The sequence below is a fragment of the Streptomyces deserti genome, assembly GCF_054782695.1.
Genome location: NZ_BAAGRZ010000019.1, coordinates 1 through 15037, shown reverse-complemented (window position 1 = coordinate 15037; position 15037 = coordinate 1). Strand labels below are relative to the sequence as shown.

The window sequence follows — 15037 nt, the reverse complement described above, 5'->3', positions numbered from 1 at the left end:
TGGCGCCTGGGCGGCACGACCGCCCGCGGCTAGGGCGACTTCAAAGCCACCGCCGCCGCCTTCGCCGCCCGGCGGGCCAGCAGGGTCGTGGAGCGGCCGTCGAGGTACGGCAGGACCACCGCCTGCCCGCCCCAGCTGCGCAGCACCTCCGCCTCGGGCAGGTCCTGGACGGAGTAGTCGCCGCCCTTGACCCAGACGTCGGGCCGCAGCCGGGTGAGGACCGCCTCCGGGGTGTCCTCCTCGAAGACGACGACGGCGTCGACGCTGCCGAGCGCGGCGAGGACGCGGGCGCGGTCGGCCGCCGGGTTGAGCGGGCGGCCCGGGCCCTTGCGGCGGGTGACGGACGCGTCGGAGTTGAGGCACACGATGAGGCAGTCGCCGATGCGCCGGGCGCTCTCCAGCAGGCCGACGTGCCCGGCGTGCACCAGGTCGAAGCAGCCGCCGGTGGCGACCACGGTGCCGCCCCGGGCCCGGACCCGCTCGGCGAGCTCGAACGCGTCGGTCGCGGGGTCGTCCGCCGGGCCGTCGGCGGGCTCGGTCCGCCACAGCTCCGGGTTTCCGGCGCCGCCCGCCGCGACGAACGCGGCGGCCTCGGCGACGGCCCGTTGCAGCGCCTCCTCCGGGAGCAGGCCGTCGGCCAGTGCCGCGGCCGTCGTGGCGGCGAAGCAGTCGCCCGCGCCGCACGGGTCCCCGGTGGCCCGGAAGGGCGCCGGGACGAGCATCGGCGTACCGGATCCCGGCCGGGCCAGCAGCACACCGCGGTCGCCGAGCGTGACGGCGACGCCCACCGCCCGCCAGCGCTCGGCCAGCTGCGCCCCGCGTTCGGCGTAGGCGCCCAGTGAGGTGCCGCCGTCGCCGGGGCACAGGGCGAGCGCCTCGGCCGCGTTGGGGGTGACGAGCCGGGCGCCGGGCACGGGGTCCTCGCCCTTGGGGTGGGGGTCCCAGACCAGGGGCGTACGGCGGGCCACGGCCTCCAGGTGCGCGCGCAGCGCGCCGGCGGTGTGGCGGCCGTAGTCGGCGACGAGGACGGCGTGGGCGTTCGCCAGCGCGTCGCGCACCGCGCCGTCGGGTTCGCCGGGCTCTCCGCCGCCCCGGTCGATCCGCACGACGGGCCGGCCGCCCGCCAGGACGCGGGTCTTCACCGGCAGGGTGCCCTTCAGCGGGATCTCCAGCAGCCGGACCCGGCCGTGCAGGTCGCGGCGTACGGCCTCGCTGGCCTCGTCGTCGCCGAGCGCGGTCACCAGGACCACGTCCCGGCCGCCGCGGGCCGCCAGGGCGGCGGCCAGCCCGGCGCCTCCGGGGTGGCGTCGGTCGCCGGTGACGTCGACGACGGGGGCGGGGGCGTCGGGGGCCAGGCGGGTGGCGACGCCCTCGATGTCCTCGTCGAGCAGGACGTCCCCGACGACCGCGAGGGGCTTGGGCCCGGTCATGACGCGCTCCCGTGGGTCGTGGTCGTGCGCCGCGCCACGGGGGTGGAGACGACCGCGTCGAAGGACTCGCACAGCAGGTGCACGGCGACGAGGTGGGTCTCCTGCACGGTGGCGGTGCTGTCGGCGTCGATGTACAGGGCCTCGTGGGCGGCCTCGGCGAGGGGGTTGGGGCCGCGTCCGGTGAGCGCCCACACGCGCAGTCCGGCCTGCCGGGCGGTGACGGCCGCCGCGATGAGGTTGGCGCTGCGGCCGGAGGTGGACAGCAGCATCAGGACGTCGCCGGGCCGGCCGTGGGCGGTGACCTGGCGGGCGTAGACGTGGTCGAAGCCGTAGTCGTTGCCGATGGCGGTGACGCTGGAGGTCTCGGCGTGCAGGGAGATCGCCGAGTAGGCGCGGCGCTCCTGACGGTAGCGGCCGACCAGTTCGGCGGTGAGGTGCTGGGCCTGGGCGGCGCTGCCGCCGTTGCCCGCGGCGAGCAGCCGGCCGCCGCCGGTGAGGACGTCGGCGAGCCGTCCGCCCCAGTCCGCGATCCGGTCGAGGCCGTCGTGGCGGAACCGGCCGAGTGCCTCTTCCAGTGACCGGCAGTGCAGGCGCGCGGCATCGAGCGCGAGGTGTGCAGGGTGTTCGGTCATGCTGATCGGGCGTACCGCCTCGCAGGGGACGGCGGCGGGACCCGCACCTCCCTTCGGGACTTCTGACGTCGGCGGTCCGATCGGACCGGCGACATCGGCGGGTTGCGGCGGGCGAGGAGGGCCGGCGGGTCAGCCGGCTCCGGTCGCGGCGGTTTCGGCGTCGAGGACCTCGCAGTACGCCGTCTCGGTGGCCGCCGCGACCTGGCCCCAGCCGTAGCGGCTGAGGACCCTGCGGCGGCCGGCGACGCCGCACGCCTCGCGGGCGGCCGGGTCGGCGAGCAGCCCGGCGACGGCCCGGGCCAGCGCCTCGGGGTCGCGGGGCGGCACGAGCCGCCCGGTGCCGGGGTCGGCGACGGTGTCGAGCTGGCCGCCGACCGCGCTGGCCACGACGGGCACACCGCAGGCCATGGCCTCCAGCGGCACGATGCCGAACGGCTCGTAGTCGGCGGGGCACACCACCACGTCGGCGGAGCGCAGCAGCGGCGGCACCTGGTCGCTGGGCACGCCGCCGGTGAACCGCACCCGGTCGCCGACGCCGGCGTCCCGGGCGATGCCGCGCAGCCGCCGCACCTCCGGGTCGTCGCCGAGCCGGTCCTTCGGGGGGCCGCCGACCACGAGCAGTTCGGTGTCGGGCAGCCGGGCGAGCGCGGCGACGGCCACGGCGGCGCCCTTGCGGGGCACGAGCCGGCCGAGCTGGAGGATGCGGTGGCGGTACGGTCCGCGCGGCGCGGCCTGCCCCTTGGGGGTGAACAGGTCGGTGTCGACACCGCAGGGCACGATGACGGCCTTGTGCGCGGGGATGCCCATCCGGGCCAGTTCGACGACCTCGTCCCGGCAGGTGGCGACGATGCGGTCGCAGCCCAGCCCCACCTCGATCTCGCAGGGGATCCGCTCCGGCGGGCTGGTGTCGGCGAGCCGCTGGTGGCGTCGCTTGACCGTGCCGAGCGCGTGATACGTGTGCAGCAGGGGCAGTCCGCGTTCGCGGGCGGCGCGCAGGGAGGCCAGGCCCGACATCCAGAAGTGCGAGTGCACCAGGTCGGGTGCGCGTCTGCGCCAGATCCCGGCGAGGTAGTGCCCGAACTCGTCCATGTACGGCAGCAGTTCGTCCTTGGGCAGCGGCTCGGGCGGGCCGGCGGGCACCAGGTGCACCTCGACGCCGTCGCGCAGCGCCACCCGGCCGGGCGGGTCGGGCGAGTCCCGGCGGGTGTAGACGGTGACGCGGTGGCCCCGGTCGGCGAGCGCGCCCGCGAGGCAGGCGACGTGCACGTTCTGCCCGCCGGCGTCCACCCCGCCGAGCGCGGCGAGCGGGCTGGCGTGCTCCGAGACCAGCGCGATCGACAGCACGCCCGGGTCGAGGGGGTCGCCGCCGAGCGGGCCGGTGGGCAGGGGGCTGAGGGACGGGGTCATGAGCACACCTCCGTGAACAGGCGCTCCCAGTCGGCCAGGAAGCGTTTGAGCCCGTACCGTTCGAGGGCGGCCTGCCGGGCGCGCGCCCCGTCCTGGACCGCGGCCTCGGGTTCGTGGAGGTAGCGGCGGGCGGCACGGGCCAGGACGTCGGGGCGGTTGGACAGGACGCCGGCGCCGGGCGGTACGGCCTCGACGGCCTCGGTGGTGGCGAGCGCCAGGACGGGCAGGCCCAGGTGCATGGCCTCCAGCAGGGACAGGCCGAGGGAGGTCCAGCGCACCGGGTGCAGGTACATCCGCCGCTCGGCCATCGCCGTGTGCAGCTCGCGCTGCGGCAGGTCGGCGGTGCGGCATCGGTCCGGCGACAGACCGAGGTGCCCGGCCAGGCCGTCGGTGCCCATGCCGAACACGTCCAGCGGCACCGCCTCGGCCAGCCCGGGCAGCAGGTCCGTACCGGTGTACCTGCCGCGCCGGACGGGTTCGTTGACGACGACGGCGGCGCGGGCGAGCCGGCCGGTGTAGCGGTGGCCCGGGTCGACGACGCCGTGTTCGATCACTGCGGTGCGGGTGGTGCCGCAGTCCCAGAACAGCCGGTTGAAGTGGGTGACGTGCACGAGCGTCAGGTCGTGGCGGTCGGCGCACGGGTGCCGGGTGTTGGGTACGTCGCCGTCGGGCGCGTTGTGCTCCAGGTAGACGGCGGGCAGGTCCCGTCCGGGGCGCCGTCCGCCGAGCCAGCGCTCGGCCAGCTCCAGTTCGTGCGGCCGCTGCAGAAGCACCAGGTCGACCGGCGTGTCGCGCAGTTCCTCGGGGGTGGCCTCGCGCACCGAGGCCGGCCAGGTGAACGTGCGGGCCCGGCCGAGGCCGTCCGGGTCGCGGCCCGGGGTGACCGGAACGACGTAGGTGTGCGGGCCCTGCACGAACGCCGTCGTCCAGGAGCCGTGCACATGCCACAGCAGGATGTTCATACGGCAGCTCCTCGCTCCGTCTGCTCCCCTTGGTCCGCCCGGCCGTCTTCGAGTGCCGCGACGGCGGCGAGCACCTCGGCGTCACCGATCCCGTCGAGGCAGGGGTGGCCCGGCACCGGGCAGTGCCGTGCGCGGGTGTCCGCGCAGGCCGCGCGCTGGTCGCCGAGCAGGATGTGCGGCACGCCGTACGGGGCCCACCGCTCGGCGGGAACGACCGGGGCGAACAGGCTGACGACCGGGGTGCCGACCGCGGCGGCCAGATGCGCGGGGCCGGTGTTGCCGGCCACCACTACGCGTGCCCGGGCCAGCACGCCCGCCAGCTGCCGCAGGTCGGTGGCGCCGCCGAGGTCCACCCCGTGCCGAGCGGCGACCCGCGCGGTCAGCTCCCGCTCGGCCCGGCCTCCGGTGACCACGACCCGGTGGCCCTCGGCGGACAGCGCGGCCACCGCACGCGCGGCACGTGCGGCGCTCCAGGCCCGGGCGGGCACGGCGGCGCCGGGGTGGACGACGACGTACGGCTCGGGGCCGGTGAGGCGGATGGTGTCCGGCGGGGGCGTGACGCGCAGCCTGCCGTCGTCGCCGGGCGGCAGCGCGAAACCGGCGGCCCGGGCCAGGTCGAGCGCGGCCGTCACCTCGTGCCGGTGGGGCAGGCGGCGGTGCCGCAGGTCGAGCAGGGCGCCCGGGTAGTCCTCGCTGTCGGCGGCGGTCCAGCCGATGCCGGCCAGTTTCAGCAGCAGGGCGATCGGCAGGGGGCTCTGGTGGTACGACGCCAGCACCAGGGCCCGGTCGAACTTCCCGGTCGCCAGTGTCTCCATCAGGCGCCGGGTGGCCGCCCGCGTCACGGGCGGGGGCTCGAGTCCCACCCACGGGGCGTCGTAGGTCAGTACGTCGTCCACGCCGGGCAGGAGGCGTCCCGCCGCGGCGCCGTGCGGTCCGCACAGCAGCGCGGTGTACGAGGAACCGGCCGCCACGGCGCGGACGGCGGGCCCGGCCAGCAGGACGTCGCCCGCGCTGTCGAGACGGACGACGAGCGTGCGGGGCGGACGGCCGCGCAGGCGGGGCCGGGTCATCGGGCCTCCCGCGTCATCAGGGTCACGGAGCGCCGCAGAGCCGGGGGCAGCAGGAGGCGTACGGCGCCGAGCAGGTCGTAGGCCGTGGCGTCGGCCGTCGCGATTTCCTCGGGGCGGGTGAGGGACGTGGGTACCAGGACACCGCGGGCCCCGGCGGCGTGCGCGGCGTCCATGTCGGCGCCGATGTCGCCGATGACGACGGCCCGTTCGGCGGGGACGCCGAGGCGTCGGCAGGCGGCCAGTACCAGGCCGGGGGCTGGTTTGCGGCAGGCGCAGCCGTCCGCCGGGCCGTGCGGGCAGATCGCCCAGACGGCGAACGGCCCGAGCAGTTCCTCGATGCGCCGCCGCACGGCGAGGACCTGGCGGGGGGTCAGCAGGCCGCGGGCGATGCCCGACTGGTTGGTCACGACCCCGACGGGGATGCCCACCGCGCGCACGGCGGCCACCGCGTCCCTGGCCGTCGGCATGAGCACGACCCGCTCCGGGTCCCCGTTGTAGGGCACGTCCTTGACGAGGGTGCCGTCGCGGTCGAAGAGGACGGCCGCCGGGAGGGTGCCGTCCGGGTCGTACGGGGGCGGTGGCGCGTCCGTGGGCCGGGTGAGCAGCCAGGGGCCGGTCACCAGGGTCCTCGGGGCGGCGGGGCGGGTCATGACCGCAGCCGTTCCCCGACCGCCGGGCGCGGTGCCGCGGCGGCCGGCTCCGCGGCCTCGTGCGCAGCGTGCGGCGGTGTCGCGTGGTGCGTCACGTGCCCGCGCAGCCAGTGCCAGGTCGCGGCGGGCGGGACGAGCACGCTGGTGAGGAGCATGGCGACGATCTCGTCGCGGGTGCGCGGTCCGGGCAGGATCCGGGCCAGGGCGAACTCGGTCGTGCCCGCCAGCCAGGCGGCGGCGCAGGTCGCGGCGGCGCGGGGTCTGCGGATCAGGGCGCAGGCCACGGCGGCCGCTCCCGCGCCGCCCGTCACGGCCAGGTGGGCCGGCAGACGCCCGCGGGGCGCGCCCGCCCGGCGCCACCAGTCGTGGCCGTGCAGGCGGGTCATCAGGACGTCGTCGGCGTTGCGCGCCTGGAGGCGGACGGAGATCCAGCGTCCGGCGGGCCGTACGGGGTGGGTGGTGGTGCGGCGGCCCTCGGTCAGCGTCCAGCCGGCGTCGAGCAGCCGCAGGGCGAGGTCGGCGTCCTCCCGGAAGGCCCGCCGGAAGCGTTCGTCGAAGCCGCCGACGGCCTCCAGGGCTTGGCGGCGGCAGGCCATGTCGGCGGTGATCCAGCGGGCGGTGGCGAGCCCGGCGGTGTTGCGTTCCCAGTCGGTGGGCCGGCGGTCGGCGGGCAGCGGCACCTCGATGCGGGCGGTGATGCCGGCGGTCCGGCCGCTCGCCGCGGCGAGGTCGAGGGCGAGGTCGTCGCCCCAGGTGGGGCCGGGGATTACGTCGTCGTCGAGGAAGACGATCCACGGGACGTCGCCGGCCGCCCGCCATCCGGTGTTCCGCGCGGCCGCGGGCCCGCGGGCCCCGCCGCGCACGACGAGGGTGCGCGAGCGCAGGGAGGGCGGCACGTGGGCCGCGAGCGTACCGGCGGGGCCGGGGCGGTCGTCGACGAGGACGACCCGCGCCGGGCCCGGCCCGCTCGCCTCGGCCAGCGCGTGCAGGCAGGCGCCCAGGCTGGGCCGTCCGAGCGTGGGGATCACCACGGCGTACGCGGTCATGTCGTCGGGCTCGGTCATCGCGGGCCCCCCTCGTCGCCGGTGCGGAAGAAGTCGCCGCGGCGGATCGCGTACGGGCCGATGGCCAGCAGGTCGACGGGTGAGGAGCCGAAGCACTCCAGGGCGTCGCGCGGGTCGTCCACCATGGGCCGGCCCGCCGTGTTGAGGCTGGTGTTGACGACCACGGGCAGCCCGGTGAGCTTCTCGAACTCGCCGAGCATCCGGGCCACCAGGGGTTCGCGCGCCGGGTCGACGGTCTGGATGCGGGCGGTGCCGTCGACATGCACGACGGCCGGGATGCGGTCCTTCCACGCTTCGGCCACGTCGTGCACGAACAGCATGTAGGGGCTGGGCAGCGGGCCGTCGAAGATCTCGGCGGCGCGGTCGGCGAGGACCATCGGCGCGACGGGCCGGAACTGCTCGCGGCCCTTGACGTCGTTGAGGCGTTCCAGGTTGCCGGCGTGCCCGGGGTGGGCCAGCAGCGAGCGGTGGCCGAGGGCCCGGGGGCCGTATTCGGAGCGGCCCTGGAACCAGGCGACGATCGCGTTGTCCGCGAGGGCGCGGGCGACGGTCGCGGCGATGTCCGGGGGCCGCTCGAACGGTACGGCCGCGGTCTTCAGCCAGGCGCCCAGCTCCGCGTCGGACCAGTCCCGGCCGAGGTCGGCGCCCGTCATGGGCTCGGGTTGGTCGCCTTCGGCGGCGGACAGCAGCAGGGCGCCGCCCAGGGCCGTACCGGCGTCACCGGCGGCGGGCTGCACCCACACCCGGGAGAAGGGGCCCTCGCGGGCGATGCGGGAGTTGGCGACGCAGTTGAGGGCGACGCCCCCGGCGAGAGTGAGCACGCTGTCGTGGGTGCGGCCGTGCAGCCAGCGCACCAGGTCGAGGAGGGTCTCCTCCAGGACGGCCTGGGCGCTGGCGGCGACATCGGCGTGGTCCTGGGTCCAGGGCTCGTCGGGGGCGCGCGGCGCGCACAGTTCGTGCCAGGGCACGCCGGTGGCGTGGAAGCCGCCGTCGCCGGTGGGGTACACGTGGCGGCGCAGTTCGGCGAGCATGCGCGGCCGGCCGTGGGAGGCGAGCGCCATCACCTTGAACTCGTCGGAGGAGCGCAGGAATCCGAGGTGCCCGGTGAGTTCCTCGTAGACCAGTCCGAGGGAGTGCGGCAGCTCCTGCGCGTGCAGCGGCTCCAGTTTGTCGCGCAGGCGTCGCGCGGCCAGGTGGGAGGCGCGTTCGCCGCGGCCGTCCAGGACCAGCACGGAGGAGTCCTCGGCGTCGGGTGCGGCGAAGGCGCTGGAGGCGGCGTGGGCCATGTGGTGCGGTACGAAGCGGACGAGGGCGGGGTCCAGGCCGGGCAGCGCGGTCGCCAGGAAGCCGGGGGCCTCGCGGGCGTAGGTCAGCCGCAGGTGGTCCCAGGGGTCGTCCAGGCCCATGTCCTCGGCGGGGCGTGTGATCGCCGGGTCGAAGGAGTAGGTGACCGCGTCGAGGTCCCGCGGGCGCAGCCCGGCCCGCTTCAGGCACCAGGCGGCGGCCTTCTCGGGCAGTTCCCAGGCGGAGAACGGCACCGGCCGCTTCCCGTGCTTGCGCCGGGAGAACCGCTCCTCCTCCGCGGCGGCGACGGTCCGTCCGTCGATCACCAGGGCGGCGGCGGGGTCGTGGAAGAGGGCGTTGATTCCGAGGATGCGCATGGGGTGGCAGGCCTTTCGGGAATCGGGGCGGGTCCGGTGCGGCGGTCAGCCGTCGGTCTCCTCGCGGAACCAGGCGATCGTGCGGCGCAGCCCTTCCTCGGTGCGCACCCGTGGTTCCCAGCCGAGCTTGTCGCGGGCCAGCGTGATGTCCGGGCAGCGCACGGCCGGATCGTCCACCGGGCGTTCGATGAAGCGGATCTCCGAGTCGGACCCGGCGAGTTCGATGACGAGCCGGGCCAGGTCGAGCATGGTGATCTCGGCCGGGTTGCCGATGTTGACCGGGCCGCGCATGCCGTGGGCGGCCGCGGCGAGGATGCCGCTGACCGTGTCGTCGACGTAGCACAGCGACCGGGTCTGGCGGCCGTCCCCGGTCACGGTGAGGGGTTCGCCGGCCAGAGCCTGGCGGACGAAGGTCGGGACGGCGCGTCCGTCGTGGCCGCGCATCCGCGGGCCGTAGGTGTTGAACAGCCGCACGATGCAGGTGTCGGTGCCGTGCGTCTCGGCGTGGGCGGTGGTGAGCGCCTCGCCGAAGCGCTTGGCCTCGTCGTACACGCTGCGCGGGCCGACCGGGTTGACGTTGCCCCAGTAGCGCTCGTCCTGCGGGTTCTGCTGGGGGTCGCCGTACACCTCGGACGTCGAGGCCAGGACGAAGCGGGCCTGGGAGGCGTGGGCGAGTTCCAGGGCGTTGCGCGTGCCGAGGCTGCCGGTCTCCATCGTGTGCAGCGGCAGCCGCAGGTAGTCCGCGGGGGATGCCGGGGAGGCGAAGTGCAGCACGAGGTCGGGTGGCCGTTTGACGGGGAGTCCCTCGGTCACGTCGGCCTGCACCAGCGTGAAGCCGGGGTGGTCGAGCAGCGGCGTGATGTTCTCGGGCCGGCCGGTGCTGAAGTCGTCCACGCAGGTGACGGCCGCGCCCGTGTCCAGCAGGGCGGCGCACAGATGGGAGCCGACGAAGCCCGCGCCGCCGGTGACGACGGCGTGTTCCCAGCTCCGGGTGAGGGTGGTGGTCATCTCGGTCTCTCCTCCGTCAGCGGCGTCGGGCCGGCACGACGGTCGCGCCTCGGGCCGCCGAGGGTGGCCGGAGGCCGTCGAGCCCACGATCAGCCTCCGCCGAGCGGGGAGCCGGGGCACGGTCGCGTACGGCAAACCGGTGAAACACGGAGCGTGAGGGAGAGGGTGCGGATGCCTGTCAGCGCAGGTCAACGGCGCATAGGACGCCTGGGCGGGCCGTCCAGCCGACGGGCGCCCGGCGCGGCCTCAGGCGATGAGCCTGCGGTCCGGCTTCAGGAGGTCAAGGAGCTGGGAGTGGTGCAGTTCGGCGACGGGGGCGAGCAGGTCGGGGTGGCGCAGCAGTGCCGCCGCCCGCCGGTCGCTGTCGTCGGGCGCGAGCAGCCGCCGGAACTCGACGGGTGTGCCGGTGGTGTGGCTGCCCTCGGCGAGCGCGGTCACCGCCAGGGCGGCCAGTTCCGGGTCGGTGAGCAGGCAGGCCGCCCAGCTCGCCACGACCTCGTCGACCCAGGTGCGCCAGGCGTGGGCGTCCGTGTCGTCGGTCGCGGCCGTGTCGGCGCCGGTGACCCAGTCGAGCCGGGCGGAGCCGCCGGGGCCCGCCATGCCCAGCAGGGCGGCGTCCATGGCCGTCGGGTACCTGAGCCACGCCGCGACCGTCACGGCCTGCCGGGCCTGCACCTCGCACAGGGCACAGGCCAGGGCGCCGCCGGAGGCGGGGAAGGCACACGTGAGCCACTGGGCGGTCGCCGCGATGACCGGGGAGAGATCTGCTTGCACTGCCGGGCCGTCCGAGCTGCTGGTGAGGGAAGAGGGAACTGCACGGAAACGGTAGCCGCCGGTTCGTGCGGAGGGACATGGCCCGGACCTGGTTCCGGGACGTGGTTTCGGCCACACCGTGCCCGAGCGGTCCCCCGCCGCTCACCGTGGTTCGGCAGCTGGAGGTGATTCACCAGAGTCTGTCGGTGAGGGCGGGCTGGTGGGCGGCCTGGACGGTGTCGCGCAGGCGCAGGGCGACGCTGATGGTGGCGCGCAGGGCCGAGGGGCGTACGGTCTGGGCGGTCTCGGTGGCCAGGACCAGCAGGCAGGCGGCGGCCTGTTCGACGACGGAGACGGGGAACGCGTAGTCGCTGTCGGCGGCCGCGCGGAACGCCTTCAGGGGGATCGCGGCGCCGTCGATGGCCCGCTGCGCGGCCTGCTCCAGGTGTTGTGCGGCCTCTTCGCAGAGGGGGGCGGGCAGGGTGATGGTCCGCTGGAACGGTGAGGTCGTCATGCCTCGACTGATCCCCGCATCCCCGGGTGTCCGAGCGGTGGCGGACGGGTTTTCACCGTCCCGCGTGACCGGCCGTGGCACGGGCACGGGCACGAAAGCACGCTCCCTCGCATGTCCGGGAGCCGGGCGGGCCGGTCCGGGGGTCGTCGGCCTCTGGGCCGAGCGCGCCACGGTTCGTACGCTGGGGCCGTGCACTTCTCGTTGATCACCGGCGACCTCGACAGGATCGATGTGACCGTGGCCGTCCCGCACGCGCGCGTGGGCGCGGAGGCCCGCCCATGACCGCCCGCCCCGCCGACGCACGCGCTGAGGGGCCCGGAGCCGCCGCGGCCCGGCTGACCGGGTGGGCGGTGACCAGGGAGCGCGTGCTGTCCGGCTCGCTCGCCGAGGTCACCCTCGACGGCGGCCGGGTCGTGATGGTGAAGCGCGGTGACGGTCCGGGGACGACGCGGGCCGAGGCGGCGGGGCTGCGCTGGCTGGCCGACGCGGGCACGGTCCGGATACCGGCCGTGCACGGCCAGGACGACAGCTGGCTGATCACCGACCGGGTCCCGCAGGGACGGCCGAACGGCGAGGCGGCGGTCCGGTTCGGGCGTGACCTGGCCGCGCTGCACGCCGCCGGAGCGCCCGCCTTCGGTGCCCCGCCGCCCGGCGGGCCGACGGACGCGTACATCGGGCTGGCCCCGATGCGCAACGTCACCGGCACCGACTGGCCGCGGTGGTACGCCGAGCACCGGGTCCTGCCGTATCTGCGGCGCGCGGTGGACCGGGGCACCGTCCGGTCCGGCGAGGCGTCCGTGATCGAGCGGGTCTGCGAGCGGCTGCCCGAGCTGGCGGGGCCCGCCGAGTCGCCCGCCCGGCTGCACGGCGACCTGTGGAACGGCAACGTGCTGTGGGGGTCCGACGGGCATGTGTGGCTGATCGATCCGGCCGCGCACGGCGGGCACCGGGAGACCGACCTCGCGATGCTGCACCTCTTCGGCTGCCCGCACCTGGAGCAGGTGCTGGAGGGCTACCAGGAGGCGGCGCCGCTCGCGGACGGCTGGGCGGAACGCGTCGGCGTGCACCAGCTCTTCCCGCTGCTGGTGCACGCCGTGCTGTTCGGCCGCGGTTACGCCGAGCAGGCCTTGACCGTGGCCCGTACGGCCCTGGCCCGGTGACCGGATCACCGGGTCACCGGGTCACCGGGTCACCGGGTCACGGGATTCACCGCGTCACGACGTGCCGCTCGTCGGGGACGCAGTGGGTCATGGTGAGTCCCTCGACGTCACGGGGCGGGTTCTTGCCGAGGTTGGCCAGCCGCTCCCGGTCCTCGTCGGTGAGGTCCTGGCCGGCGAGCGGCTGGAGACCGGCGACGTCCTGGGGACCGATCCCGAGCCCGTCGCCGACCCGCAGGCCGAGATCGTTCTCGGCCAGCAGGAAGTGCCACACCATGCGTTCCTGCACGTCCCGGTCGCACTGGGAGAGCTGGTCGACGAAGTTCTTCACCAAGTCGTCGCGCTCCCAGTCCTCCATCAGCAGATAGCGCTGGCCCGCCTGCAGGTAGTCGTTGGTGCGGGGGATGCGCTTGCGGGTGAGGCGGCCGCGGATCTCCGGGCCCTGCTCGTCGTGGGACGGGTACTCCGACTCCCGCAGCCCGCCCCGGATCGAGGGCTCGTAGTTGACGTCGGGGTTCTCGCCCGCGCCGTCCACGTGGTACGTCATCAGGCCGTCGCGCTGGTTGGTGCGCACGTCGGCGTTCTTGGCCCGGTTGACGGGCAGTTGCAGGTAGTTCGGGCCGACCCGGTAGCGCTGGGTGTCGCTGTAGGAGAAGGTGCGGCCGACGAGCATCTTGTCGTCGGAGAAGTCCAGGCCGTCGACGAGGACGCCGGTGCCGAAGGAGATCTGCTCGTTCTCGGCGAAGAAGTTCTCCGGCATCCGGTCGAGCACCATCCGGCCGACCGGCTTGGGCGGGAACTCCTGCTCCGGCCAGGTCTTGGTGTCGTCCAGCGGGTCGAAGTCGAGCTCCGGGTGGTCGTGGTCGTCCATCATCTGGACGAGCAGCTCCCACTCCGGGTAGTCGCCGCGCGCGACCGCTTCGTACAGGTCCTTGGTGGCGTGGCCGAGGGACTCCGCCTGGACGTTGGCGGCGTCCTCGGCGGTCATGCTGCGCACGCCCTGCTTGGGCATCCAGTGGTACTTGACGAGCTTGGTGTCGCCGTCGGCGTTGACCCATTTGTAGGTGTTGACGCCGAAGCCCTGCATGTGACGGTAGTCCGAGGGGATGCCGCGCGGGCTGAACAGGTTGACCAGCATGTGCATCGCCTCGGGCGTCTGCGACATGAAGTCGAAGATGCGGCGCGGCTGCTGCTCGAAGGTCACCGGGTCCGGTTTGAGGGCGTGGATGACGTCCGGGAACTTGATGGCGTCCCGGATGAAGAAGACGCCCAGGTTGTTGCCGACGAGGTCCCAGTTGCCGTCCTCGGTGTAGAACTTCACCGCGAAACCGCGCGGGTCGCGGGCTGCCTCGGAGGAGTCGCGTCCGCCGATGACGGTGGAGAAGCGGACGGCCACGTCCGTGCGTTTGCCCTGCTCCTGGAAGAGCTTGGCCCGGGTGTAGCGGCTGATCGGCTCGTCGCCCCAGGTGCCGTACGCCTCGAAGTAGCCGTAGGCGGTGACGCCGCGGGCGTGCACGACGCGCTCGGGGATGCGTTCGCGGTCGAAGTGGCTGATCTTCTCCAGGAACTGGTAGTTCTCCAGCGTGGCGGGGCCGCGAGCGCCGACCGTGCGCTGGTTCTGGTTGTCGTAGACCGGGTGGCCCTGCCGGTTGGTGAGCACCTTGCGGTCGTCGCCCGGGGCGGGGCCGGTGCCGGATACGTCCGTCATGTTCGTAGGGCTCCTTCGGCTCGTGGCCGGTGGCCGGCCCGAACCCAGCGGTGGGCGGCCTCGGCCGGTGACGGCGGACGGCCCGGGTACCCGGCCCTGCGCGGTCACTCACGCACCACCTCACCCTCCGGGCGGCGGGAGCCGTCAGCGGGACAGGAACCAGTCGATGGTCGCGGTCAGTTCCGCGGGTTTCTCCACCGGGAGTTCGTGGCCGGCGTCCAGGATGCGGATCACCGCGTCCGGGTAGCCCTTCGCCATCCGCAGCATCTGCTTCACCGGCAGCTGGATGTCGTGGTAGCCGTGCACCATCAGGGTGGGCACGCGGATCTCGCCGACCCGGTCGAGGACGTCGAAGGCCCGCATCGCGGAGTACAGCGTCATGACGACCTCGCGGGGCGTGGCGGCGGAGGCGCGGATGTACTCCCGGATCTCCGCGCGCGGGTAGCCGGGGGCGAAGGCCCGCTGGATGTTGGCGGCGACGAACAGTTTGAAGGGGACGAGGGTGGAGGCCGCCATGAGCAGGCCCCGCCCCCGGCTGTAGGCCATGCGGCTGATGGAGTTCACCAGCACCATGCGCTCGACCCGCTCGGGGTGGGCGAGGGCGATGGTCTGGGAGATCATCCCGCCCATCGAGTGGCCGACGAGGACGAACCGGTCGATCCCGAGGTGGTCGAGGAGGGCGATGACGTCCTTCGCCAGCTCCTCGATCGTGCGTGCCCCCACCCCGGTGCTCTCGCCGTGCCCGCGCAGGTCGAGCCGGATCACCCGCCGCTTGTGGCCGAAGTGCTCCATCTGGTGGTCCCAGCGGTGCCGGTTCGCCGTCCAGCCGTGCACGAACACCAGGGGCACGCCGTCGCCGTCCCGGGGGCCCTCGTCGTCGTACGTCAGTCTCGCGCCGTCGACTTCGAGCTGCGGCATGGGGCCCTCCGTAAGTTGTTGGGTGGCCCGGGAGGGCCGGATGTGGCTGATGGGGTCTTGCCTTCAGTGGCTCCGCAGGAGTGGCCGTCCGGCTCTCCGGGGC

Annotated in this window: 14 protein-coding genes; 1 reads left to right on the top strand and 13 read right to left on the bottom strand. The window is 74.8% G+C overall.

The genetic code is table 11. The features are described from left to right. Positions 1–29: 29 nt before the first annotated feature. From rfaE2 to ACYVMZ_RS26520, 11 genes are all read right to left on the bottom strand, one after another. Positions 30–1430: a D-glycero-beta-D-manno-heptose 1-phosphate adenylyltransferase gene (gene rfaE2 / locus ACYVMZ_RS26570; RefSeq protein ID WP_461083899.1), complete on the bottom strand. Its 1401-nt coding sequence runs from the start codon at positions 1428–1430 to the stop codon at positions 30–32. Continuing rightward, on the bottom strand, positions 1427–2062 hold the full coding sequence (locus ACYVMZ_RS26565) for a D-sedoheptulose-7-phosphate isomerase (RefSeq protein ID WP_461083897.1): 636 nt from the start codon (positions 2060–2062) through the stop codon (positions 1427–1429). Before ACYVMZ_RS26565 ends, rfaE2 begins: the two co-directional genes overlap by 4 nt. A gap of 129 nt (positions 2063–2191) precedes the next feature. Further along, positions 2192–3469: a glycosyltransferase gene (locus ACYVMZ_RS26560; RefSeq protein WP_461083895.1), complete on the bottom strand. Its 1278-nt coding sequence runs from the start codon at positions 3467–3469 to the stop codon at positions 2192–2194. Continuing rightward, positions 3466–4431, bottom strand: coding sequence for a glycosyltransferase (locus ACYVMZ_RS26555; protein WP_461083893.1), 966 nt, complete (start codon positions 4429–4431; stop codon positions 3466–3468). The genes ACYVMZ_RS26560 and ACYVMZ_RS26555 overlap by 4 nt, the downstream gene beginning before the upstream one ends. After that, positions 4428–5501: a glycosyltransferase family 9 protein gene (locus ACYVMZ_RS26550; protein ID WP_461083891.1), complete on the bottom strand. Its 1074-nt coding sequence runs from the start codon at positions 5499–5501 to the stop codon at positions 4428–4430. The genes ACYVMZ_RS26555 and ACYVMZ_RS26550 overlap by 4 nt, the downstream gene beginning before the upstream one ends. After that, on the bottom strand, positions 5498–6151 hold the full coding sequence (locus ACYVMZ_RS26545) for a D-glycero-alpha-D-manno-heptose-1,7-bisphosphate 7-phosphatase (protein ID WP_461083889.1): 654 nt from the start codon (positions 6149–6151) through the stop codon (positions 5498–5500). The genes ACYVMZ_RS26550 and ACYVMZ_RS26545 overlap by 4 nt, the downstream gene beginning before the upstream one ends. After that, entirely contained in the window at positions 6148–7215 is a 1068-nt protein-coding gene (locus ACYVMZ_RS26540) for a glycosyltransferase family 2 protein (protein ID WP_461083887.1), read from the bottom strand. Before ACYVMZ_RS26540 ends, ACYVMZ_RS26545 begins: the two co-directional genes overlap by 4 nt. Next, complete coding sequence (locus ACYVMZ_RS26535; RefSeq protein WP_461083885.1) at positions 7212–8876, bottom strand: carbamoyltransferase family protein; 1665 nt, start codon at positions 8874–8876, stop codon at positions 7212–7214. Before ACYVMZ_RS26535 ends, ACYVMZ_RS26540 begins: the two co-directional genes overlap by 4 nt. Positions 8877–8921: 45 nt before the next feature. Continuing rightward, the gene (locus ACYVMZ_RS26530) at positions 8922–9884 is read right to left on the bottom strand and encodes a UDP-glucuronic acid decarboxylase family protein (protein WP_461083883.1); all 963 of its coding nucleotides are present in this window, start codon (positions 9882–9884) and stop codon (positions 8922–8924) included. 246 nt (positions 9885–10130) lie between these two features. Beyond that, positions 10131–10658, bottom strand: a complete 528-nt coding sequence (locus ACYVMZ_RS26525; protein WP_461083881.1) for a hypothetical protein — start codon at positions 10656–10658, stop codon at positions 10131–10133. A 169-nt stretch (positions 10659–10827) separates the two neighbouring features. Then, on the bottom strand, positions 10828–11151 hold the full coding sequence (locus ACYVMZ_RS26520) for a hypothetical protein (RefSeq protein ID WP_461083879.1): 324 nt from the start codon (positions 11149–11151) through the stop codon (positions 10828–10830). A gap of 278 nt (positions 11152–11429) precedes the next feature. Between ACYVMZ_RS26520 and ACYVMZ_RS26515 the strand changes: the two genes are divergently transcribed. Beyond that, on the top strand, positions 11430–12311 hold the full coding sequence (locus ACYVMZ_RS26515) for a fructosamine kinase family protein (protein WP_461083877.1): 882 nt from the start codon (positions 11430–11432) through the stop codon (positions 12309–12311). Positions 12312–12357: 46 nt separating this feature from the next. Here ACYVMZ_RS26515 and ACYVMZ_RS26510 read toward each other — a convergent pair whose 3' ends face one another. Both ACYVMZ_RS26510 and ACYVMZ_RS26505 read right to left on the bottom strand, forming a co-directional pair. Next, positions 12358–14016, bottom strand: a complete 1659-nt coding sequence (locus tag ACYVMZ_RS26510; RefSeq protein ID WP_461083875.1) for a catalase — start codon at positions 14014–14016, stop codon at positions 12358–12360. Between the two features lie 144 nt (positions 14017–14160). Next, the gene (locus ACYVMZ_RS26505; RefSeq protein ID WP_461083873.1) at positions 14161–14934 is read right to left on the bottom strand and encodes an alpha/beta fold hydrolase; all 774 of its coding nucleotides are present in this window, start codon (positions 14932–14934) and stop codon (positions 14161–14163) included. Between the last annotated feature and the right edge of the window lie 103 nt (positions 14935–15037).

What these genes read in the sequence shown, in the direction of transcription:
- ACYVMZ_RS26555 (WP_461083893.1), bottom strand. Translation starts at nt 4,431, where the DNA reads ATGAACATCCTGCTGTGGCATGTGCACGGCTCCTGGACGACGGCGTTC.
- ACYVMZ_RS26505 (WP_461083873.1), bottom strand. Translation starts at nt 14,934, where the DNA reads ATGCCGCAGCTCGAAGTCGACGGCGCGAGACTGACGTACGACGACGAG.
- ACYVMZ_RS26545 (WP_461083889.1), bottom strand. Translation starts at nt 6,151, where the DNA reads ATGACCCGCCCCGCCGCCCCGAGGACCCTGGTGACCGGCCCCTGGCTG.
- ACYVMZ_RS26535 (WP_461083885.1), bottom strand. Translation starts at nt 8,876, where the DNA reads ATGCGCATCCTCGGAATCAACGCCCTCTTCCACGACCCCGCCGCCGCC.
- ACYVMZ_RS26530 (WP_461083883.1), bottom strand. Translation starts at nt 9,884, where the DNA reads ATGACCACCACCCTCACCCGGAGCTGGGAACACGCCGTCGTCACCGGC.
- ACYVMZ_RS26550 (WP_461083891.1), bottom strand. Translation starts at nt 5,501, where the DNA reads ATGACCCGGCCCCGCCTGCGCGGCCGTCCGCCCCGCACGCTCGTCGTC.
- ACYVMZ_RS26565 (WP_461083897.1), bottom strand. Translation starts at nt 2,062, where the DNA reads ATGACCGAACACCCTGCACACCTCGCGCTCGATGCCGCGCGCCTGCAC.
- ACYVMZ_RS26510 (WP_461083875.1), bottom strand. Translation starts at nt 14,016, where the DNA reads ATGACGGACGTATCCGGCACCGGCCCCGCCCCGGGCGACGACCGCAAG.
- ACYVMZ_RS26520 (WP_461083879.1), bottom strand. Translation starts at nt 11,151, where the DNA reads ATGACGACCTCACCGTTCCAGCGGACCATCACCCTGCCCGCCCCCCTC.
- ACYVMZ_RS26515 (WP_461083877.1), top strand. Translation starts at nt 11,430, where the DNA reads ATGACCGCCCGCCCCGCCGACGCACGCGCTGAGGGGCCCGGAGCCGCC.
- ACYVMZ_RS26540 (WP_461083887.1), bottom strand. Translation starts at nt 7,215, where the DNA reads ATGACCGAGCCCGACGACATGACCGCGTACGCCGTGGTGATCCCCACG.
- rfaE2 (WP_461083899.1), bottom strand. Translation starts at nt 1,430, where the DNA reads ATGACCGGGCCCAAGCCCCTCGCGGTCGTCGGGGACGTCCTGCTCGAC.
- ACYVMZ_RS26560 (WP_461083895.1), bottom strand. Translation starts at nt 3,469, where the DNA reads ATGACCCCGTCCCTCAGCCCCCTGCCCACCGGCCCGCTCGGCGGCGAC.